Annotated in this window: 20 protein-coding genes; 9 read left to right on the top strand and 11 right to left on the bottom strand. The window is 70.5% G+C overall.

Annotation, left to right across the window (positions count from 1 at the left end; genetic code table 11):
* Positions 1-153: 153 nt before the first annotated feature.
* Positions 154-1,320 carry a cellulose binding domain-containing protein gene (locus ACFO8M_RS23325; protein WP_387980038.1) on the top strand — a complete coding sequence of 389 codons (1,167 nt, stop codon included), beginning with the start codon at positions 154-156 and terminating at the stop codon, positions 1,318-1,320.
* A 39-nt stretch (positions 1,321-1,359) separates the two neighbouring features.
* Here ACFO8M_RS23325 and ACFO8M_RS23320 read toward each other — a convergent pair whose 3' ends face one another.
* Entirely contained in the window at positions 1,360-2,136 is a 777-nt protein-coding gene (locus ACFO8M_RS23320) for a GAP family protein (RefSeq protein ID WP_387980036.1), read from the bottom strand.
* Positions 2,137-2,322: 186 nt separating this feature from the next.
* Here ACFO8M_RS23320 and ACFO8M_RS23315 point away from each other — a divergent pair, with 186 nt between their 5' ends.
* Positions 2,323-3,621: a BNR-4 repeat-containing protein gene (locus ACFO8M_RS23315; protein WP_387980035.1), complete on the top strand. Its 1,299-nt coding sequence runs from the start codon at positions 2,323-2,325 to the stop codon at positions 3,619-3,621.
* A gap of 3 nt (positions 3,622-3,624) precedes the next feature.
* Here ACFO8M_RS23315 and ACFO8M_RS23310 read toward each other — a convergent pair whose 3' ends face one another.
* Positions 3,625-5,136, bottom strand: coding sequence for an FAD-dependent oxidoreductase (locus ACFO8M_RS23310; RefSeq protein WP_387980033.1), 1,512 nt, complete (start codon positions 5,134-5,136; stop codon positions 3,625-3,627).
* 81 nt (positions 5,137-5,217) lie between these two features.
* Between ACFO8M_RS23310 and ACFO8M_RS23305 the strand changes: the two genes are divergently transcribed.
* The 3 genes from ACFO8M_RS23305 to ACFO8M_RS23295 are packed head-to-tail and all read left to right on the top strand — an operon-like array spanning position 5,218 to position 8,654.
* Positions 5,218-6,873 carry a serine hydrolase domain-containing protein gene (locus ACFO8M_RS23305; RefSeq protein WP_387980032.1) on the top strand — a complete coding sequence of 552 codons (1,656 nt, stop codon included), beginning with the start codon at positions 5,218-5,220 and terminating at the stop codon, positions 6,871-6,873.
* A 15-nt stretch (positions 6,874-6,888) separates the two neighbouring features.
* Complete coding sequence (locus ACFO8M_RS23300) at positions 6,889-7,560, top strand: winged helix-turn-helix domain-containing protein (protein ID WP_387980030.1); 672 nt, start codon at positions 6,889-6,891, stop codon at positions 7,558-7,560.
* The gene (locus ACFO8M_RS23295) at positions 7,557-8,654 is read left to right on the top strand and encodes a HAMP domain-containing sensor histidine kinase (protein WP_387980028.1); all 1,098 of its coding nucleotides are present in this window, start codon (positions 7,557-7,559) and stop codon (positions 8,652-8,654) included. Before ACFO8M_RS23300 ends, ACFO8M_RS23295 begins: the two co-directional genes overlap by 4 nt.
* On the opposite strand, the gene ACFO8M_RS23290 is transcribed toward ACFO8M_RS23295, so the two are convergent.
* From ACFO8M_RS23290 to ACFO8M_RS23270, 5 genes are all read right to left on the bottom strand, one after another.
* Positions 8,620-8,877, bottom strand: a complete 258-nt coding sequence (locus tag ACFO8M_RS23290) for a hypothetical protein (protein WP_387980027.1) — start codon at positions 8,875-8,877, stop codon at positions 8,620-8,622. The genes ACFO8M_RS23295 and ACFO8M_RS23290 overlap by 35 nt on opposite strands.
* A complete protein-coding gene (locus ACFO8M_RS23285) occupies positions 8,874-9,893 on the bottom strand; it encodes a WXG100-like domain-containing protein (RefSeq protein WP_387980026.1) in 1,020 nt (339 codons plus the stop codon). The genes ACFO8M_RS23290 and ACFO8M_RS23285 overlap by 4 nt, the downstream gene beginning before the upstream one ends.
* Positions 9,890-10,219: a hypothetical protein gene (locus ACFO8M_RS23280; RefSeq protein WP_387980024.1), complete on the bottom strand. Its 330-nt coding sequence runs from the start codon at positions 10,217-10,219 to the stop codon at positions 9,890-9,892. The genes ACFO8M_RS23285 and ACFO8M_RS23280 overlap by 4 nt, the downstream gene beginning before the upstream one ends.
* Positions 10,219-10,572 carry a YbaB/EbfC family nucleoid-associated protein gene (locus tag ACFO8M_RS23275; protein ID WP_387980022.1) on the bottom strand — a complete coding sequence of 118 codons (354 nt, stop codon included), beginning with the start codon at positions 10,570-10,572 and terminating at the stop codon, positions 10,219-10,221. Before ACFO8M_RS23275 ends, ACFO8M_RS23280 begins: the two co-directional genes overlap by 1 nt.
* Positions 10,573-10,675: 103 nt before the next feature.
* Positions 10,676-11,674, bottom strand: coding sequence for a 2-dehydropantoate 2-reductase (locus tag ACFO8M_RS23270; protein WP_387980020.1), 999 nt, complete (start codon positions 11,672-11,674; stop codon positions 10,676-10,678).
* Positions 11,675-11,857: 183 nt separating this feature from the next.
* Here ACFO8M_RS23270 and ACFO8M_RS23265 point away from each other — a divergent pair, with 183 nt between their 5' ends.
* On the top strand, positions 11,858-13,633 hold the full coding sequence (locus tag ACFO8M_RS23265) for a bifunctional metallophosphatase/5'-nucleotidase (protein ID WP_387980018.1): 1,776 nt from the start codon (positions 11,858-11,860) through the stop codon (positions 13,631-13,633).
* Between the two features lie 49 nt (positions 13,634-13,682).
* Here ACFO8M_RS23265 and ACFO8M_RS23260 read toward each other — a convergent pair whose 3' ends face one another.
* Complete coding sequence (locus ACFO8M_RS23260) at positions 13,683-14,336, bottom strand: NADPH-dependent FMN reductase (RefSeq protein ID WP_387980017.1); 654 nt, start codon at positions 14,334-14,336, stop codon at positions 13,683-13,685.
* Between the two features lie 189 nt (positions 14,337-14,525).
* On the opposite strand from ACFO8M_RS23260, the gene ACFO8M_RS23255 reads away from it, so the two are divergent.
* A complete protein-coding gene (locus tag ACFO8M_RS23255; RefSeq protein WP_387980016.1) occupies positions 14,526-15,716 on the top strand; it encodes a M20 metallopeptidase family protein in 1,191 nt (396 codons plus the stop codon).
* Positions 15,717-15,943: 227 nt separating this feature from the next.
* Here ACFO8M_RS23255 and ACFO8M_RS23250 read toward each other — a convergent pair whose 3' ends face one another.
* The 3 genes from ACFO8M_RS23250 to ACFO8M_RS23240 all read right to left on the bottom strand — a co-directional run bounded on the left by ACFO8M_RS23250 (position 15,944) and on the right by ACFO8M_RS23240 (position 18,860).
* The gene (locus ACFO8M_RS23250; RefSeq protein WP_387980015.1) at positions 15,944-16,795 is read right to left on the bottom strand and encodes a Vgb family protein; all 852 of its coding nucleotides are present in this window, start codon (positions 16,793-16,795) and stop codon (positions 15,944-15,946) included.
* Between the two features lie 120 nt (positions 16,796-16,915).
* Complete coding sequence (locus ACFO8M_RS23245) at positions 16,916-18,310, bottom strand: GntP family permease (RefSeq protein ID WP_387980014.1); 1,395 nt, start codon at positions 18,308-18,310, stop codon at positions 16,916-16,918.
* Between the two features lie 49 nt (positions 18,311-18,359).
* Positions 18,360-18,860 (bottom strand): gluconokinase, encoded by a 501-nt coding sequence (locus tag ACFO8M_RS23240; RefSeq protein ID WP_387980013.1) that lies wholly within the window; start codon positions 18,858-18,860, stop codon positions 18,360-18,362.
* Positions 18,861-18,952: 92 nt separating this feature from the next.
* On the opposite strand from ACFO8M_RS23240, the gene ACFO8M_RS23235 reads away from it, so the two are divergent.
* On the top strand, positions 18,953-19,660 hold the full coding sequence (locus tag ACFO8M_RS23235; RefSeq protein WP_387980011.1) for a FadR/GntR family transcriptional regulator: 708 nt from the start codon (positions 18,953-18,955) through the stop codon (positions 19,658-19,660).
* 355 nt (positions 19,661-20,015) lie between these two features.
* Positions 20,016-21,098 (top strand): hypothetical protein, encoded by a 1,083-nt coding sequence (locus ACFO8M_RS23230; RefSeq protein WP_387980010.1) that lies wholly within the window; start codon positions 20,016-20,018, stop codon positions 21,096-21,098.
* Positions 21,099-21,203 lie beyond the last annotated feature (105 nt).

The following is a 21,203-nucleotide window of genomic DNA, read 5'->3' as shown; positions in this document are numbered from 1 at the left end:
TTCCGGGAGGGGCCCCGAGGCTTCTCGATTCCTGATCACTCCGCCGCTCTTCTCGCGCGCCCGAAATCAGGCTATATTCATCAAAGTCGATATATAGGTGCAAGTCCGCCGTCGGGTTGGGGTGGAGCGGGCCCGACCATAGGAGGACAGTGCATGCCTGTCATGCGAACTCGGCGACTGATGGCCGTCGCCGCCGTCTGCGGGGCGCTCGCCGCGGGAACGATCGCGGTGGTCGCGGCGGGCCCGGCGCACGCCGACGCCTGCGAGCGGATCGATTACACGGTGGTGAGTTCCTGGAACGGCGGCCACCAGGCCGCCGTCGCGCTCACGGCCGGGAGCGAGCCGGTGAACGGCTGGACCATCGCGTTCGACCTGGCGAGCGGGGCCGCGGTCCAGAGCGCCTGGAACGTCGACTGGGAGCAGTCGGGCACGACGTTCACCGGTTCGGACGTCGACTGGAACGCGTCCATCGCCCAAGGCCAGACCCGGGAGCTGTTCGGGCTCATCGTCTCCGGCGCCGCGGCGCAGCCGCCTTCGTTCTCGCTCGACGGGATCGAATGCGGCAACGTCGCCCAGCCGACCGACACCCCGACCGGGACGCCCAGCGAGACCCCGAGCGAGGACCCGACCGATCCGCCCGACCCGGCCGACTGCCCGGCCGGGGCCGTCTGCGACGACTTCGAGGACCAGACCGGCACCGTGCCCGGCGGGGACTGGACCGTCGGCGCGGCCGACTGCACCGGCACCGGCATCGCCGCGGTGGACAAAGAGGTCGCCAACAGCGGCGGCACCTCGATCCGCATCGAGGGCGGCGCGACCTACTGCAACCACGTCTTCATCGGTCGGGACCTCCCCGCCGACGCCGAGTGGTTCCGCGTCTACATGCGGCACACCACCACGCAGCCGCAGAACCACACCACGATGATCGCCATGCAGGACACCGATGACGCGGGCACCGACCTGCGCTTGGGCGGCCAGAACGGTGCGCTGCAGTGGAACCGCGAGTCGGACGACGCGACCCTCCCGGCCCAGAGCCCGGCCGGCGTCGCGCTCAGCCGCCCGCTCCCGGTCGAGACCTGGACGTGCGTCGAATTCCAGATCACCGGCGGGAACCTCGCCACCTGGGTGGACGGCGCCGCGGTCGAAGGGCTCGCCGTCGACGGCACCCCGACCCACGATGTGGACGAGCAGTGGCTCTCCAAGCCCGGCTGGAGTCCCGACCTCGCCGACCTGCGGCTCGGCTGGGAAAGCTACGGCAATGACGCCGACACCCTCTGGTACGACGACGTCGCCTTCGGCACCGACCGGATCGGCTGCTGATGAACCGGTGCCCCGGCGAGGACTCGCCGGGGCACACGTTCACTGGTTGAAGATCTGCTCGATCAGGCCCAGCCGGAAGGCGGCGTCGCGCGCCAGGAGGAAGCCGACGATGCCGAGCACCCAGCCGGTCGTGGAGGCGGCGTTGCGGACCATCCAGTCGTTGATCTTCACCAGGACCGGCTCGACGGCGCTGCGGGCGACCAGGCGAGCCGCGAGCAGCACGAGCGCGGGCAGCACCATGACCGCGCAGTACGCGGCCATCGTCATCGTGATCCCGGCGGCCCCGATCCCGGCGGAGGTGACCATCCCGATCGCGGCCAGGTACGGCAGCATCGTCGCGACCTCGACGGTGGCCGCGCCGAGCGCCAGGCCCATCAGCGGCAGCACCGAGGCGCGCGTGCGAGTGGCGCCTTCGTCTTGGGACGCTTCACCTGTGCCTCCTTCGGCTGAGCCTCCTTCGACACCGAGTGCCCGCTCGCGCCAGCGCGTCATGCGCCCGCCCTCCTTGGCCTGCTTCTTGGAGTCGAAGCGGAAGCTGAGCAGGAGCAGGCCGACGCCGAGGACGAGCTGCGTCCACAGCGCGGGCCGGGTGTCGAGGAGCGCGCCGATGTCGTCGATGAACGTGGTCGCGCCGACGGCGATGAGCATGCCGACCGCGAAGTAGAAGACGGCGACGGTGCCGAGGTAGACGAGGATGCGGCCGCCCCGCACCCGGCCGGGGGCCAGGAGCAGCCAGATCGGGATGAGCAGCGTGCCGAAGCTGGTCGAGTCGATCAGCGCGAGGGCCGCGAGCGAGGCGGCGAGGGCGAGGTCCATGTTCCGAGCGTATGGACGCGCAGGGCCGGGCGCGTCGGTCTCGGGGCTGAGGTTCGTATGGGGGCCTGCATCTTTGGTGGCAAGCCCTTGGTTGCGGTCGGGGCCGGTCCACGGTTGGATACCGCTTGCAGATACTGTCGGTGCTCGATGCGTCCGCGCCTGGCGGACCCGCCGGAGGAGGCCGTCATGCCCCGATTCGCCGAACCGATCGTCGTCAATGACAACGGCGCATGGTGCTGGTTCCAGGACGAGCGCGCCCTGGTCGACCCCGAGACGCACCAGCTCGTCGTCGGTTCGATCGCGGCCGCAGAGGGGCCCGGCGGCGAGGCCCGCTCGGGCAACGTCGAACTCGCGGTCGTCGACCTGCGCACCGGCGAATCCGAGGTCGTGGTGCTCCACGAGCGGTTCGAAGTGGACGACCACGACGTGCCCGCCCTGTGGCGGCGCACCGACGGCCGCTGGCTCGCCGTCTACACCAAGCACAAGACCGACGACCGCACCCGTTGGCGCATCAGCGAACCGAACGACCCGACCAGGTGGGGTCCGGAGCGCTCCTTCGACTGGGGCCCTTACACGGAGGGCCGCGGCGTCACGTACGCGAACCTGCGGGCCATGGACGGGCGGCTGTACTGCTTCGCGAGAGCGGTGAACGACGACCAGTGCGCGCTCGTCTCCGACGACGAGGGCGAGACCTGGGCGTACGCGGGCAAGCTCTTCACCAGGCCGAAGGTCGGCTACGTCAACGGCTACACCCGGTACGCCCAGGCCGAGGACCGCATCCACCTGGTGACCACCGACCACCACCCCCGGGACTTCGACAACTCGATCTACCACGGCTACCTCGAGGACGGCGCGCTGCACCGCAGCGACGGCACCGTGCTGGACCCCAAGGCCCTCAACGGGGAAGCCCTCTCGCAGGAGGGCCTGACCACAGTCCTCGAAGCGGGCTCGCGCTGGGGCGGCGAGCGGATCTCGCACTGCTGGACCACCGATATCCGCACCACCGCGAACGGCGGCGTCGCGGCGATCCTGACCGCCCGCGCCGGTGAAGGGGAACTCCACCTCGATCGAAAGCAGGCCGCTCCGGACCTCCGGTTCTTCTACGCCCGCATGGCACCCAGCGGCGAGTGGACCGTGAACGAGATGGCGAAGGCCGGGCCCGGGCTCATGCCGCACGAAGAGGACTACACGGGCCTCGCCGCGATCGACCCCTACGACCCCGGCTCGGTCTACATCTCCACGCCGATCGACCCGCGCGACGGCACCGTGCTCCCCCACCGCGAGATCTTCCACGGCCGCGCCGCGGCGGCCGGCCGGTTCTGGGCCTGGACACCCGTAACCGAGAACTCCGAAGTGGACAACCTGCGGCCGATCTGCGCCCCGGGCGACCCGTCCCGCACCCCGCTGCTGTGGTTCCGCGGCCCGATGACCGCTTCCCAGCACTACCGCTGCGAGGTCGTCCTCCTGGACCTCCCCCGCGCCTGAGTGTCAGCGGCGTTCGAGCGGCGCGATGGCCGGGCCCTCGATGACGTTGCCGTCGAGGTCGAACCGCGAGCCGTGGCACGGGCAGTCCCAGGTGCGTTCGGCGTCGTTGAAGCCGACGACGCACCCGAGGTGGGTGCACTTCGCCACCAGCGAGTGCAGCTCGCCGTCCTCGTCCCGGTAGACCGCTCGGCGTTCGCCGTCGATCCGCAGGACCGCTCCCTCGCCGCGGCCGAGCTCGTCGGTGTCGCTCGGGCGCTTGTGGATCCGGTCGCCCACGTAGTGCCGCGCTACCTGCTTCTGGAACGAGGCGAACCGCACGGCCTCCTTGCGCGGGTGGACGCGCGACGGGTCGAACAGGTCCGCCCACTCGGGCGGATCGCCGGCCACGAGGCCCGCGATGAGCCGCCCGGCGGCGATGCCGTTGCTCATCCCCCAGCCGCCGAATCCGGTCGCGACGTACACGTGCTGGCCGCCGGGCAGGCGACCGACGAACGGCAGCCGGTCGGTGGTGGCGCTGTCCTGCGCGGCCCAGTGGTAGGTGAGGTCGGTGACGCCGAAGCGCGCGGCGGTCCAGTCGGCGAGCCGCTCGAACCGACCGCTGACCTCGACGCTGCCGGGCGTGAAGACCTCGCCGGTGACGATGAGGAGCCGCCGCCCGTCCGGCAGGGGCGCGGTGCGCACCGACCGCGTGCGGTCCTCGGCCGTCCAGTACATCCCGGCAGGGTCGGACTCGGCGGCGATCGGGGCGGCGACGACCACTTCGCGGCGCGGGGCGAGCCGGGTGAAGAACCGGACCCGGTCGACGATCGGGTAGTGCGTGGCGAGAACGACCTCCTCGGCCCGGATCCGGGTGCCGCTGCCGAGCCTGAGGACGAACGGTCTCGCGTCGGACTCGAGGTCGACGACGCGCGAACCCTCGACGATCCGCCCGCCGCGGGCGGTGATGGCGGCGGCGAGCGCGAGCAGGTAGCGGCGGGGATGGAACTGGGCCTGGTCTTCGACCCGGACGGCGCCGCGGACCGGATACGGCAGGCCGGTCTCGTAGGTGAAGGACGCCTCCAGGCCCGCTTCGGTCGCCGCGTCGACCTCGCCGGTGATCCCGGCGAGCCCTTCGTCGGTCTCGGTGTAGGCGAAGGCGGGGACGCGCTCGAATTCGCACTCGGCGCCGATCTCGTCGGCGACCGCGGCGGCGTGCTCGATCGCCTCGGTCTGCGCGGTCGCGTACCGCCGCGCCGCCTCGGCGCCGTAGAGGCCGCGCAGGTGGTCGTAGATGAGGCCGTGCTGCGCGGTGAGCTTCGCCGTGGTGTGGCCGGTGACGCCGGAGGCGATCCGCCCGGCCTCCAGCACGGTGACCGTCCGGCCCGCTCGCACGAACTCCCACGCGGTGGAGAGCCCGGCGATGCCGGCCCCGACGACCGCGACCTCGGTCGCGAAGTCCTCGATCGCGGGCGGGTGGAACGGCGCCTCGGTCGAGGCGATCCAGTACGACCGAGGCCTGCCGGAGATCAGGCTCACCGACCCGGGATACCCCCATCGGCGCGGTTCCATACCGCGCGTTTACACCCGGTTCACAGCTTCACTCTTACCGTTCGGCGCATGAAGCGCATTTCTCTCATTCTGGCCGCGGCACTGCTGTCGGCCGCCTGCACCGTCGGCGACGATCCGGAAACGGACGCCGCGGGCTGCAGTGCTGATTTCACCAGCGCCCTGAGCCAATGGGCCGACGCCGGATTCAGCGGGGCGCTGGCGATGGGCGACGGCGAGGGCTACGAGTGCCGGGCCGCGTTCGGCCTGGCCGACGAGGCCGGGATCGCGAACACCGACGAGACGGTGTTCGCGATCGGTTCGATCAGCAAGGCGTTCACCGCCGCCGCGGTCCTCGACCTCGTCGACGCGGGCGAGTTCGCGTTGGACGCGCAGGCGGGCGCGCTCCTGCCCGAGCTTGCGGGCCCGGCCGCCGAGGCCACCGTGCAGCAGCTGCTGCTCCACACGAGCGGTCTCGACGGCGGCCTCGGCGACGACCACCAGCCGCTGGAACGGGACGCGGCCATCGCGAAACTCAGCGGTCTGCGCTCGGCATTCGAGCCGGGCACCGAGTTCTTCTACTCGAACGCCGGGTACACGCTGCTGGCGCTCATCGTGGACGAGGCGACCGGTTCGTACCGCGAGTACCTGGCCGAGGAGATATTGACAGTGGGGGGCGAACGCATCGGCGGGTTCTGGGACGGCGAGCCGACCGCGCCGGGGCCGCGCGCGATCGGCTCGGTCGACGGCCGGCCGGCCGAGCAGACCGGCGATTTCGCTGGGCCGCATTGGGCGCTCGCAGGGAACGGCGACGTCGCCATGAGCGCCGCCGCGCTCGGCGCGTGGACCAGGGGCCTGTTCACCGGCGAGGTCATCTCCCCGGATGCAGTGGACCTGTTGCTGGGCAGCAGCTTCGACAACGGCGACGGGACCAGGGAGATCCCCGGCTGGGTGTCGGTCGGGCCCGACATGTTCGGCACCCCGCTCATCACCGCCTCGGGAGGCGGCGGCGACACCGGCCACAACGCGGTCGCGGCCTGGCTGCCGGACACCGGCACGTCCCTGACGGTCGCCTCGAACACTGACGGCCTGATCGCCGGGGAGCTGGTCGACGCGATCGGCCCGGCGCTCATCGCCGGGGAGCCGATCCCCGTCCCTGAGGGGCACGCCGAGGTCGACCCCGCCGAACTCCAAGCGCGCGAAGGCGTCTACACCATCGAATCCGGTTCCGCGTTCACTGTTGGAGCCGCAGGGGACGGCCTGGAGGTCGCAGCCGAAGGCGCGGATGCGGTGGCGGCCTTCTACGACTCCGGCGAATTCGCCGCCGAGGACGTCGCCGCCCACGAGACCGCCCTGCTCGCGCTCCTGAACGGCGAGACCGAAGCGGGCCGGGACGAGCGCGAAGCGATCGAAGCCGACCTCGGCTCGATCGAGGGCATCGAACTCGCCGGGACCGCTGTCGAAGACGGCGAACTGCACACCTATGTGCGCATCAGCGCCGCGGACGGCGACGTGCTCAGTTGGTACGCGCTCGGCGAACACGGTGATGTCGGCGCGGTCTCGTACGGGGTCGAGCCGCCCGCGTTTACGCTGGTCCCCATGGGCATAGGCGAGTACCGCCTGGACGACCCGGCCGGGGCCGGGGAGGGCGTCCAAGTGTCCTTCGAGGACGACCTGATGACCGTCGCCGGACCCACTGCCGCGGTCGAAGCCCGCCGCGGCGCATAGAGAGGAGAGGGAACCGTGCGCATCCTGCTGGTCGAGGACGACCGCGACCTGGGTCCGGTCCTCGCGCTGGGCCTGCGCAACGAGGCCTACGCCGTGGACCTCGCGACGACCTGCGCCGACGCCGAAGCCCTCCTGTGCTGCAACGACTTCGACGTGGCCTGCCTCGATCTCGGCCTGCCGGACGGGGACGGCCTCGCGCTGCTGCGGCGGCTCGGCGTCGACCCGGCGCTGCGCCGCCCCCGGCGCCTCCTCGTGCTCACCGCCCGCGACGCGGTGGACGACCGCGTGGCCGGGCTCGACGCGGGCGCCGACGACTACCTCGTCAAACCCTTCAGCTTCCAAGAGCTGACCGCGCGGATCCGGGCGCTCACCAGGCGAACCGACGTGCACGAAGCGGTCCTCACTGTAGGCGACCTGCGCCTCGACTCGGCCGCGCACCGGGCCTGGCGCGGCGGGGGCGAACTGGAGCTGACCCCGAGGGAGTTCTCGATGCTGCGGTACCTCATGCACCACCCGGACCGGACGGTGAGCGCCGAAGAACTGCTCGAACACGTCTGGGACGCCAACGCCGACCCGTTCACCGCCTCAGTGCGGGTGATCCTGAGCCGCCTGCGGCGCAAACTCGGCGAACCCGGCCCGATCGCGACCGTGACCGGCGTGGGCTACCAACTGCGGGAGACGCCGTGATCGGGGCGCTGCGGTCGCTGCGGGTCCGCTTGGCGCTCACCGGATCCCTGGCGATCTACCTGCCGGTGGTGCTCGTCTTCGCCGTCACCGCCATCAATCAGCGCGAGGTCGCCGACATCGCCCCGGACGGCAGCACCCGCCAGGTCACGCAGACCAGTGTGGACCCCACCGGCTGGACGACGACCACGGTGATCGCACTGCTCCCGGTCACCGCCGCGCTCGCGTGGTGGTGGTCGGGGCGGGCGGTACGCCCGTTCGTGCGCATTCGTGAAGCGGCCGAGGCGATCGAGGCCTCCGACCTGAGCCTGCGCGTCGGCGGCGCGCAGGGCACGACCGAGGCGATCGGGCTCGCCGCCGCGTTCGACGCGATGCTCGACCGGCTGGAACGCTCAGCGCAGGTGCAGCGGCGGCTCATCGAGGAGACCAGCCACGAACTGCGGACGCCCTTGGCGGTCTTGATCACCGGGGCCGACGTGCTGCTGCGCCACCCCGAACCGGACCTCGACCTCTACCGGGAGGGCTTGGAGCGCAGCCGGAACGCGGCCGAGCGGCTGCGGGACGCCGTGGGCGAGCTGCTGGTCGACGCGCGCGGGCGGGCCCGCGTCATCGACCGGCGCCCGACGGACGTGACCGCTCTGGTGGGAGAGGTGTTCGAGGAGGCGGCGGCCTTCGCCGCCTCGCGTTCGGTCCGTTTGGCCCTGCGCGGCACTGCTTCGGCAGAGGCCCCGGTGGACGGGCCGAGCGTCCATCGCGCGATCGCGAACCTCGTCCACAATGCCGTCAAGCACGCCCCTGAAGGCACGGCCGTCGCAGTCGAGGTGACACGGTCGAGCACCGGCATCGCCGTGGTCGTCACCGATGAAGGCCCGGGTATCCCAGCGGCCGAGAGGGATCAGGTCTTCGAGCGGTTCTGGCGCGGCGAGCGGGCACCGGGCACGGGCCTGGGGCTGCCGATCGCGCGCCAGATCGCGCAGGCCCACGGCGGCGAGGTCGAACTCCTCGACGCCGAGCAAGGCTGCCGGTTCCGGCTGACGCTCCCGGTCCGGGAGCCGGAGCCGCTCAGCGGCCCTCGCGTTCGTCCTGCTCGCGCATGAGGCGTTCGGCGGCGGCCCGTTCAGCCTCCTCCGCCGCCTCGGCGTGGTGGTGCGCGGCCAGGAGCCGCTCGTACTCGGCGCGCTGCGCGGCAGTCAGTTTGGACAGGTCGGGCGGGTTCCGTTCAAGGTCCTCGATTTCCTCGCGGAGCTCGCGCCGCGCCGAGCGCACGCCGAAGTAGAGGGCGCCCGCGAGGCAGACGAGTATGACGAGGGTCCAGATCAAGGGCCTCCGTTCTCCTTCCGAGCCTGCTCCATCTGCTCGTCGTTGTTGCGGCCCCGGTTCACTTCGGTCGCGGTGTATTTGAGGACCTTCTGGGTGTTGATCGGGTTGCCCCAGTTGTTCTTGAGCGGGTCGAGGCTCTTGGAGAGCGGTTTGAAGGACTCCATGCGGATGTTGTGGGCGCCGTTCATGGTCAGTCGCCCGCCGTTCATCATCGCCTTCGACCCGCCCTTGAGGAGCTGTTGAGCGGTGGCGTCCATCGCGCCCTTCAGGCCTTGGGACTGGGAGCCGAACGTGCGGAACGAGGCGATCCAGCGGCCGAACTTCGACATGAGCTGCCCGACCTTGCCGACGATGTTCGCGAAGACGCTCACGGCCTTGGAGACGATCCGGGCGATCGCGGCGGCGAGCGTCGCGCCGAAGGTGAACCCGGCGGTGGCGAGGGCGCTCAGCGCCCACATGATCGCCTCGGCGACGAAGTTGGAGATGATCTCCAGGATGATCGTCCGCAGGATGCCGACGGCGACACCGGCGATGTTGATGCCGTTCGCGGTGGTCGCGGCCGCTTCCGCACTGGCGCGCAGGACCTGCTCGAATCCGGCCGAGGCGGTCCGGTAGGCGGTCGCGTCCGCCCCGTCCCAGTCCTCGACGTTCCCCAGCTCGGCGGCCCATTCGTCCGCGGCCGTGCTCATCTCCATCGAGATGTTGTTCCAAGTGAGGGCCAGGCCTTCGATCGCCTGGGGGTTGCCGGCGACCCAGTCGAGCGGTTCGCGCAGGAACGAGATGTGCTCGAAGAGCCAGCCGACCCCGGCCTGCAGCAGGTGCTTGAAGGGGTTGGCGACGAACGAGAGGACGTCGAGCGCGGTGGTGGCGGTGGCGACCCCGGCGTCCAGGAAGCTGAAGTTCTGCCCGGTGAAGGCGGCGCCGTAGGCGGTGGCGGTCTTCTCCAGGCCGGCGATGACCTTGGTGCCCTGGAGGGCCGGGGTCGCGGTCGGGCCTTCGATGAGGGGGTTGGTCATGGGGTGTGCCCGTCCAGTTCCTTGCCGAGTTCGTCGAAGAGGGCCGCGACCTCCTGGTCGGCGGCCAGGTGCTGGATCGCGGTGTCGTTGACGGCTTCCGCGAAGCCGAGGCCGAGGTCGTCGGCGGAGGCGAGGGCCGCGCCGGCGTCATCGAGGAACAGGTCGAGGACGGGCGGGATCACCTGGGCGAAGACGATCCCGTAGGCGTCCTCGTCGCCGAGGCGGACGGTGTTCGCGGCGTCGGCCGCGGTCTTGACCCTCGCCATGGGGCCGTTCGCGAGTCGCGCGGCGTGGTCGCGCAGCGCCTGCGGGTCGACCTGGACCATCAGTCCTCCGATCGCGGCGCGGTGAAGGACTGGAGGAGGCCCGTGGCCTCGGGGTCGCCGCCGAGGAGGTCGGACATGATCGCCGCGGTCTTCCGGCCGGATTCCTCGACGGCCCGTCGGTAGGTGTCGAGCACGAGTTCGGCGAGTCCGTTGCCGGACATGTGCTTGGCCTCGTTGGTGAAGCGGAGGCCGGTGAGGGAACCGCCCGCGTTCACGGTGACGTGGACCGCGCCGTCGTCGCTGGCGAGGGTGGTCGCCGAGTCGGCCAGGGCCTGCTCGGCGCGGCCGGCCTGCTCCTGGATCACGGCCACGCGGCTCTCCAGGTCCTGCATGATCTCTTCGGGGGTGCGCATCGTCTTCCTTCGCCGGTCAACTGAGCCTGGTGGTGCGGTTGTCAAGCTAGTCAACGAGAGTGAACCGACGGTGACCCACCGCTGAACGGGACGGGCTGCGGGGTCAGCCCGCGCGGCGCAGCTCGGCGAGGAGTTCGGGGCCGGTCCAATCACGACGCCCGCCGTCCTCGGCAGCGTGCACGAGGGCGGTGAGGCGTCCGTTGATCGGAGCGGCGAGGCCGTGTTCGGCGGCGAGCGCAGCGATCTCGCCGTTGAGGTAGTCCACTTCGGTGGGACGCCCCGCTTCGAGGTCCTCCCAGGTGGAGGAGCGCGCGAGGGGGTCCATGGCGAGCATCTTGGCGGCGGCGCGCGTGAAGAGGGCGTCGGGCAGGCCGAGCAGGACCGGGAGCAGGCGCGGGTCGAGACCGGCGGTCTTGGCCGGGCCGATGCCTGCCGCCCTGTAGGCGGCGAGCGCTTCGCGTTGGGCGAGAGCGAGACAGCGGCGGTACGCGCGCTGCGACAGCTCGGTCTTCAGCGGCAGCCCCGAGAGCGCGTTGATGGCGTTGTTGAGGTTGAGCAGGAGCTTCCCGGCCTGCACGCCGGTGAGGTCGGCCTCCCGGGCGAGCGTGAACCCGGCCCGCTCGAAGGCCGCCGCGTGGGCGTCGAGCGCGGGATGGTCCTGCACCCCCAGATCCCCCACGGTGCCCTGGTGGAAGCGGCCCTCGCCGGAGTGGACCACGTTGAAGGCGACCATGCCCGGCAGCGCCACCGCCTGCGGCAGGCGCTCGCGCAGGACGGCCGCGTTGCGCAGGCCGTTCTGGAAGCTGACGACGACTGCGCCCGGCTTCAGGTGCGGCGCAAGCGCTTCGGCCGCCTCAGCGGTCGCGGCGGACTTGACGGTGACGAGCACCAGGTCGGCCCCGGCGGCAGCCGCCGGATCGGTCTCGTACCGCGGCGCCTCCACCCGGAGGTCGGCGCCGTACAGATCGGTGAGGGTGAGCCCGTGCTCGGCGGTCTCGCGGGCGAGCCGTTCGCGCCCGACGAACACGACGCCGGCCCCGGCGGCCGCGAGCCTGCCGCCGACGTAGCAGCCGATGCTCCCGGCGCCATAGATACAGATCATCCCCGGATGCTACTGCCCCGGCGCGGCAGGGGCTTTCGCCGGAAAACGCGATCCGCCACCGCTGAAACGTTTCGGGATCGACATTGGTCGTTCAATATGGGGTCATGGGATGACTCCCCTGGTCAGGTGCAATACTCCTCACATATCGCTCGAATCCCTCGGCGCAGAATCAGGAGCAACGCCATGACAGTCAACCGCAGAACCCTCCTCGGGGCATCGGCCGCCGCGGGGGCGGCCGCTGCAGTCGCCGCGGCCTCACCCGCCGAGGCCAAGCCGGCCAAGCGCTACTCGTTCACGGTCATGGGCACGACCGACCTCCACGGCAACGTCTTCAACTGGGACTACTTCAAGGACGCCGCCTACAGCGACACCGCCGGCAACACCCGCGGCATCGCCCGCATCGCCACCCTCGTCAAGCGGATCCGCGAGGAGAAGGGCCGCAAGAACACCCTCCTCATCGACTCCGGCGACACCATCCAGGGCACGCCCCTCGCCTACTACTACGCCCGCGTCGACCCGATCGTCGCCGAAGCCGGACCGGTCCACCCGATGGCGCAGTCCATGAACGAGATCGGCTACGACGCCGCCGCCCTCGGCAACCACGAGTTCAACTACGGCCTCGACACCCTCCGCAAGTTCGAGTCGCAGCTCGAGTTCCCGCTCCTGGGCGCCAACACCATCGACGTCGCCACGCGGCAGCCCGCGTTCCCGCCCTACCACATGGTCCGCATGAGCACCGGCTGCGGCAAGGACGTCAAGGTCGCGATCCTCGGCCTCTGCACCCCCGGCGTGACCATCTGGGACAAGGCCTACGTCGACGGCGTCCTGGAGTTCCCGAGCCTGGAGTCCGAGGCCGCCCACTGGGTGCCCAAGCTCAAGGAGATGGGCGCGGACGTCGTCGTCATCTCGGCGCACTCGGGCACCTCCGGCAAGTCCGCGTACGACACCTCCACGGGCCTCGGCGTCGAGAACGCCTCCGCGCTCGTCGCCCAGCAGGTCAGCGGCATCGACGCGATCCTGGTCGGCCACGCCCACGTCGAGATCGAGGAGCTGCGCGTCGCCGACCCCGACGGCCACGAGGTCGTCCTCTCCAACCCGCTCTGCTACGGCCAGCGCCTCACCCTGTTCGACTTCGAGCTGGTCCTGGAGCGCGGGAAGTGGAAGGTCGAGTCGGTCAAGGCGTCGATCCTCAACTCGAACGAGGTCGAGGAGGACCAGCGCATCGTCGAGATCCTCTCCGCCGAGCACAACGAGGTCGTCACCTACGTCAACCAGGTCGTCGGGCAGGCCGCGATCGACCTCGACACGGCCGAGGCGCGGTACAGGGACGAGCCGATCATCGACCTCATCACGAAGGTCCAGGAGGACACGGTGAAGGCCGCGCTCGCGGGTACCGCGCACGCGGACCTGCCGGTGGTCGCGCAGGCCTCGCCGTTCTCGCGGACCTCGGTGATCCCGTCCGGGGACGTGAAGATCAAGGACCTGTCGAGCCTGTACATCTACGACAACACGCTGGTCGCGAAGCTCATGACGGGCGCGCAGATCCGCGACTACCTCGAGTACTCGGCGCAGTACTTCGTGCAGACGGCCCCGGGCGGGGCCGTGGACCCGGCGGCGATCACGAACGCGGGCGACCGCCCTGACTACAACTACGACTACGTCTCGGGCTTCACGTACGAGATCGACATCGCGAAGGCCGCCGGTTCGCGCATCGCGAACCTGCGGTATGCGGGGGCGGACGTGGACGACGCGCAGCAGTTCGTGCTGGCGGTCAACAACTACCGCGCCAACGGCGGCGGGAACTTCCCGCATGTGGCGGCGGCCGAGGAGCTGTGGAGCGAGTCGATCGAGATCCGCACCCGGATCATCGAGTGGGTGACCGCCAAGGGCGCCCTCGACCCGGCCGAGTTCGCCTCGGTCGACTGGGTGCTGACCCGTGAGGGCACGCCGGTCTTCTAGGGACGCAAGCGAAACGGCACCGCCGCTCGGCGGTGCCGTTTCGCTCGCCTCAGGTCATCTCGACGCGGTCGATCGCGGGGTCGGGCCGCTCGCCGAGGAATTCGACCCAGGCGTGCCGGATGCGGGGGTAGTGCGTGGCGGCCTCGACCAGGTCCATGAACGCCGCGACGTTGTCGACCAGGCGTTTGCGGAGCGGATCGTCCACGAGGTCGCCTTCGGATGAGAAGGCCGCATGGGCCTGCGCGAGCGAGAACATGTCGGGGTAGACGCGGGCCCCCAAGTGCTCCAAGGGGATCCGCAGCGCCCACAGGCCCCGGTTGCCGCCGGCCATCGACGGCGAGGCCGACATGACGAGGACCTGCTTCTCATGGAACGGCTGCGGGTGGATCCGCGAGGTCCAGTCGACGAGGTTCTTCACCGATCCGGGCACGGAGGCGTTGTACTCGGGGCTGGCGAGGATGAGCGCGTCGTTGAACTCAAGTCGTCTCCGGAATTCCTCGGCGCCTTCCGGGACGCCTTCGCCGCCTTCGAGGTCGCCGTCGTAGACCGGTACCGCGAAGTCGGTGATCAAGGCGGCGTCCACGATCCCGCCGCGGTCGGCGACCGCCCGGGCGGCCCGGTCGGCGAGCTGCCGGTTGACCGAGCCGGACCGGCCGGAACCGGACATGACGAGGTACTTCAGCGGGCGGATCTCAGTGTCCATGTCGACTCCTCGGTCGGTGCGTCCTCTCCGCAAGGTCTAGCCCACTCCCCCGCCGCGTGGGCTGCGAACGGCGATATCGGCTGTGCGGAGGCCTGTTCGCGCACAAGAGCGGCATGGCAGTATTGCGTTCACTGGAACGACTAGCCGACCGGCTAGTCGTTGAGAACTCGATACGCCCCAGGAGGGGAAATGGATTTTCGGGAAGAGGCCGCAGCGATCGCACCCGAGCTGATCGCCTTGCGGCGCGAGCTGCACCGCATCCCCGAGATCGGACTCGACCTCCCCAAGACCCAGGCGGTCGTCCTGGCCGCGCTTGAGGGTCTGCCGCTGGAGATCACCCTCGGCAAGACCTCGACCGCCGTCACCGCCGTCCTGCGCGGCGGGAATCCGGGGCCTGTGGTGCTGCTGCGCGGCGACATGGACGCGCTGCCGGTGACCGAGGAGACGGCCGTGGACTTCACGTCCGAGCACGTGGGCACGATGCACGCCTGCGGGCACGACATGCACACCGCCGGGCTCGTGGGCGCGGCGCGGCTGCTCGCGGCGCACCAGGCCGAGCTGGCCGGGGACGTGGTGTTCATGTTCCAGCCGGGCGAGGAGGGCGAGGACGGTGCGGGCCACATGATCGCCGAGGGCGTCTTGGAGGCGGCCGGTCGCAAGGCCGATGCCGCCTATGGGCTGCACGTCATCTCGGACATGGTGCCGCGCGGGGTGTTCACGACGAAGCCGGGGCCGATGATGGCCGCTACGTCGGGGCTGTTCGTGACCGTGGTCGGCAAGGGCGGGCACGCCTCGCGGCCGCACGCGACGCTCGACCCGATCCCGGTGGCCGCGGAGATCGTCACCGCGCTGCAGACGTTCGTGACGCGCCGGTTCAGCACGTTCGAGCCGATCGTGATCACGGTGGGGACGTTCCACGCCGGGACGCGGTACAACATCATTCCCGACAAGGCCGTGTTCGAGGCGACGGTGCGGACGTTCTCAGATGAGGCGCTGGACCAGGTCGAGAAGGAGTCGGTGAAGCTCGCCGAGGACATCGCGACCGCGCACGGGCTGACGGCCGAGGTGCGGTTCGAGCGGGAGTACCCGGCGACGGTGAACGACGCGGACGAGGCGGCGTTCGTGGAGGCCACGGTGAAGGACCTGTTCGGCGAGGAGCGGTACACGGAGATGCCGAACCCGGTGATGGGTTCGGAGGACTTCTCGCGGGTGCTCGAGAACGTGCCGGGCAGCTACATGTTCTACGGCGCCACCATCAAGGACGACCCGGACGAGGCGGCCTCGAACCACTCCCCGCGCGCGGCCTTCGACGACGCCGTCCTCGCCGACGGCTCGGTCCTCCTCGCGGAGCTCGCGGTCAGGCGCATGGCCCGCGGCTAGCAAGGCCTGCAATGTGAAAGGGGCGGCCCGCGATGCGGGCCGCCCCTTTTCGCCACTTCGGCCCGAGGACCCCGTTCGAGTGAATCGGGGCCCTCGACCGCCGAACGACCTCGTTTCCTGTCGGACCCGCCTGCCACGATCGCGCTGGGCCTCGCGGTCCCCTCTTGGGTGGGTGGGGGCTTGGGATGGTAAACGCCGTAAGCGCTTTCGCGCCCCGCATCGCAACGCTAGCGCTCGATCCGCACCAGTTCGCCGATTTCCAGCGCCGCCCAGACCGCGCCGTCGGGGGCGATCGCGATGCCGTGCGGTTCGCTGTGCTCGGTCGGCAGGTCGTGGCCGGTGACCTGGCCGTCCGCGGTCACGTGCCCGATCCGGTTGCCGCCCCACTCGGTGAACCAGCAGCCGCCCTCGGCGTCCGCGACCACCGCGTGCGGCTTCGCGCCCTCGCTCAGTGTGATCGCCGTGACCGTGCCGTCCTGGTCGATGTGCCCGATCCGGTCGCCCATGATGTCGGCGAACCACACCGCGTCCACGCCCGCCGCGATCCCGACCGGCGCGACCCCTTGCAGCGCAAGCGGTATCACCGTCACCGCGCCGTCGGCGTCCACGCGCCCCACCGAGGCCGCGGCGTTCAGCGTGAACCACAGGTCGCCGCCCGGTCCGGCAGCGATGGCCGAAGGGAATCCGCCCTGGTGCGGAATCGCGAACCGGCTCACCTGCCCGTCCGGCCCGATCCGGCCGATGTGGTCGGTGGCGGTCTCGGTGAACCACGCCGCGCCCGAACGGTCGACCGCGATGCCGTACGGCCCCGATCCTTCGGCCAACCGCACCTCGCTCAGCTCGCCGTCCGCGCCGATGCGCCCGATCCGGTCGGCCTTGTACTCGGTGAACCAGGCCGCGCCGTCGGGCCCGACCGCGATGACCGTGGGCTGCGATCCGTCCGCCAGCTCCCGGTAGACCGGCTGCGCGCCATCGGCGATGCACCCGATCCGGTCGCCCTCGGCCACGGTGAACCAGGTGGTCCCGTCCGCCGCGAATGCGATTCCATACGCGCCCTTGGCGACTTCGACGGTCCTCATCAGACGATCTCCTTCCGCGCAATTACTTCGTACGTTGTACAACAATAGTGGGCGCGGAAGAGCGGTCGACGGGACCCCCTTGCGTCCCGCCGACCGCAGAGGCCGGTTCCCTCTGTGCCGCTAAGCGACGCCGGCCAGAACGAAGATCAGGCTGGCGATCGCGAAGCCCATGAGGCCGATGGTGGTCTCCATGACCGTCCAGGTCTTCAGTGTGGTCTTGACGTCCATGTTCAGGAAGCGGCCCACGAGCCAGAACCCTGAGTCGTTGACGTGACTTAGCATGACCGAGCCGGCGGACATCGCGAGCACGATCGCGGCGAGCTCGACCGCGTTGTAGCCGTTCCCGGCCACGATCGGCTGGACCAGGCCCGCCGCCGCCGTCAGGGCCACGGTGGCCGAGCCCTGCGCGACCCGCAGCGTGGTGGCGATGAGGAAGGCCGCCACGATGACCGGCAGGCCGATGTCCGAGAGCGCGCCCGAGAGCGCGTCTCCGATGCCGCTGGCGCGCAGCACGCCGCCGAACATGCCACCGGCGCCGGTGATCAGGATGATCGCGCAGACCGGGGCGAGCGCCTTGTCGAGCAGGTCCTCGACCCAGGCGCGGGTGCGCCCGCGCCGCTCGCCGAGCACGTAGCTGGCGACGAACACGGTGACGAGCAGGGCGATCGGAGTCGAGCCGAGCGCGCGGGCAACGTTGAACCAGTTGGCGTCCGAGTCGACCCAGCCCGCCGAGCCGGCGGTGTTGAGGCCGGTGTCGAAGAAGATCATCACGAGCGGCAGGAGCAGCAGCAAGATCACGGAGCGGGCCTTGGGCGGGTTCGGCGCGTCCTCGGCCTGCGGGCCGCCGGAGAGCACGTCGGGCACCGGCAGCACGATGCGCTTGCCGGCCCAGAGGCCGAACAGGTAGCTGGTGAGGTACCAGGTCGGGACGGCGACGAGGAGGCCGAGCGCCACGACGAGGCCGACGTCGGCGCCGAGCAGCGTGCTCGCCGCGACCGGGCCCGGGTGCGGCGGCACATAGATGTGCATGACCGAGAAGGCGCCGGCGGCGGGCAGCGCGTACTTGAGGACGCCGCCGCCCAGGCGGCGGGCGACCGCGAAGATGATCGGCAGCATGACGACGAGCCCGGCGTCGAAGAAGATCGGGAAGCCGAAGATCAGCGAGGCCACGCCCAGGGCGAGCGGGGCGCGCTTCTCGCCGAACTTGTCGATGAGCATGTCCGTGAGCGCTTTCGCGCCGCCCGAGACCTCGACGAGCCTGCCGAGCATCGCGCCGAGACCGACCAGGAGTGCGACGTTCGCGAGCGTGGCCCCGAATCCGCCGGTGAGCGTCGGGATCAGGTATTCGGCGGGGATGCCGGTGGCGAACGCGGTCAGCGCCGAGACGGTGACCAGCGCCAGGAAGGCGTGGACGCGCAGCCAGATGATGAGCACCAGCAGGAGCGCGACGGCCCCCGCGGCGATCCCCAGGAGCGGTGCCGCTCCGAGGGTCTGTGTCCAATCCATTTCCACCATGGGTGAAAGCTCCTTTGCTTTGCGGGGGAATTACTTCGCGCGGTGGGCGCTATTCGAGGCCTTCGCAGACGCGGTCGGCGATCTGCTCGGGCGGGGCGGTGACGTCGACGGTGATCCCGTCTTCGTCGTCGCCGAGCGGTTCGAGGTCGGCGAACTGGGAGTCGAGGAGGCTGGGCGGCATGAAGTGCCCGCTGCGGGCGCTCAATCGCTCGCCGATGACCTCGGGGGTGCCGCTGAGGTGGACGAAGCGGACCTGGGCGGTGGCCCCGCGCAGGAGGTCCCGGTAGGTGCGCTTCAGCGCCGAGCAGGTGACCACGGTGCCGCGGCCCTCCGCGTCGTGCGCGCTGATCCAGTCCCTGAGCGACAGCAGCCAGGGCTCGCGGTCCGCGTCGGTGAGCGGGGTCCCCGATCGCATCTTGGCGATGTTGGCCTCGGGGTGGAAGTCGTCGGCCTCGGCCATGGGCCGGCCGAGCCGATCGGCGAGCAGCCGCGCGACGGTGCTCTTGCCCGAGCCCGCGACCCCCATGACCACCAGGCAGGTCGTCACCATGGACCCCTCCTCATCGAAAGGTAGTACTTAATCAACGGAAAGGTAACACCATTTCAACCACGGCGCAAACGCGGCCCGGATAGGATTCGGGCATGGGCGACAAGCGCAATCACACCGGCACGGGCCTCCACGATCCCGTGCTGGAGAAACTCGGCATGGAGATCGCCTCGGGCGAACTCCCCACCGGGCACGTGCTCACCCTCGACCGCATCCAGGAACGCTTCGGCATCTCGCGCACCGTCGCCCGCGAAGCCATGCGCATTCTCGAATCGATGGGCCTCGTCCAGTCCCGCCGCCGGGTCGGCATCACCGTTCGCCCCATAGAAGCCTGGAACGTCTTCGACCCCAAGGTCATCTGGTGGCGGCTCTCCGGCCCCGGACGCGGCGCGCAGCTGCGCACCCTCACCGAACTCCGCATCGCGGTCGAACCGCTCGCCGCGGGCGCCGCGGCCCGGGCCGCGACGAACTCGCAGCGCTCGCACGTCGTGGAACTCGCCGCGACCCTGCGCCGCCTCGGCGAGGCCGCCGAACTGACCGAGTTCATGGAACGCGACGTCGAATTCCACGCACTCCTGCTGCAGGCCAGCGGGAACGAGATGTTCGGCGCACTGGCCGACGTGGTCGCCGCGGTCCTGCGGGGCCGCACCCAGCTCGGGCTCATGCCGCACAAGCCGGTCCCCGAAGCCCTGGATCTGCACGAAGCGGTAGCTCAGGCGGTGGCCGACGGCAGGTCGGCCGACGCCGAGACGGCCATGCGGCGGCTCCTGGCAGAGGTCCGCACCGCCATGCTCCCCGACTGAGTCACCTGAACCGAATTCCGACGCCACGCCGCATTGGATCAGTGTGCGGCGTTTTCTCCCGTGCCCACTGCCACACCCAGGCGTTTGCAACTCGCGGTGGTACATCACGCGTCACATATCAAGAACGTCAACCACCACACCCACACCGCAAGCAGCAGACAACAACCACCACAGGCTCCTTTGGCACAGGCAGCCACCCCCGGCGCACCGGCCGCGTCCGACCAAACCGTATTTGGGCGACGACACGGCGTTTCACCTGGTCTGACCAGTGAAGCACGGTCCGTAACCGAATAGCATGTGCCACAACACCGCCCCGACCCACAAAGCCGGGACACCACCGCAGATCGGACCAGCCATGCCCGAGTTCGCACCAGTGCGTTTGCCGCACTACGAAGGCCAAGGCCCGCACTCGCTCCTCGCCGACGTCGCGGCCTGGACCGGCTCCGAGCCGATGCACCGGCTTCTCGCACTCTTCGGCGGGGCACTCCCGGGCAACGGCACCGCGGAGGACCTGGCATACCTCGAGGCCTTCTCGGCAGCCCACTGGGACTTCCGCGCCGGGCGCGAACGCCACGAGACCGCACCCCAGCCGCTCTCCCCCGAGCACGAGCGCGCCGCGACCGAAGCGGCACTCGCCCTGGGCCTCGGCGCCGACGCGAGGCCGCGCCTGCGGCACTACACGCACGTGCTGGTCCTCGGCGGGCTCGTCGCCTCGTGCCTGTTCCGCACCCGCTTCGCCGCCGAGTTGCTCGAAGACGGGATCAGCGCCGACCACGTGACGGGCGTCGGCGGCTTCCGGCCACTCGGCGGCCCCGATCTGGAGACGGCAGCGCTGAGCGGCATCGACTGCGGCGGCTTCGAAGTGGACGCCATCGAAGCGAGCCTCAAGCGCGCCTTCAGGATCGGCGGCGCACCGCTCGTCGACGAAGGCGGCGACCCCCACGGCGACCCGGGCCGGGCGTGGAAGGTGGCCACCTACGCGGCCGGGCCGGTCACGGTCCGGGCCGTCGCCGCGCCGTCCTCGCAACCGGGACATCGCCGCGCCGACACCGTGGACACCTGCCAGTTCTGGGCCGACCACGTCGTCGACCTCGCCCCGGGCGACAGCGTCCTCGTGGTCACCTCCGCGCCGTACACGGCCTTCCAGCACTGCGACGCGATCACCCACATGGGACTGCCGTACGGCTGCTCGATCGACACCGTCGGCGTCGACCCCGCCACCCTCCCCGAACCGCACTTCCGCAAGGCGCACACCGCGAGCGGGTACCTCCAAGAGGTGCGCTCCGCGATCCGCTCCATGCACCGGCTCTACCACACCGCTTACGCCGCAGCGCAATCCCCGATGCGGACGGTCGGGACGGCGCCGGTCGAGACCGTGGCCGGGCGGCGTTTAACTCCCGGCCGGCCGGCGCGACGGACCGACCGGCGTCCCCGCTGAAACGTGCGAATCCCCAGAGCCGGATACATCCATGTCGATATATATTTAGGCGGCCTCGGCAAAAGCAAGGCGGAGCCGGACCGCGCGGGAACGGGTCCGGCTCCG

Source organism: Glycomyces rhizosphaerae (genome assembly GCF_042647865.1).
Classification (GTDB): Bacteria; Actinomycetota; Actinomycetes; order Mycobacteriales; family Micromonosporaceae; genus Glycomyces; species Glycomyces rhizosphaerae.
The sequence above is the reverse complement of the archived record's forward strand: the minus strand, read 5'-3'. Positions and strand labels throughout refer to the sequence as shown.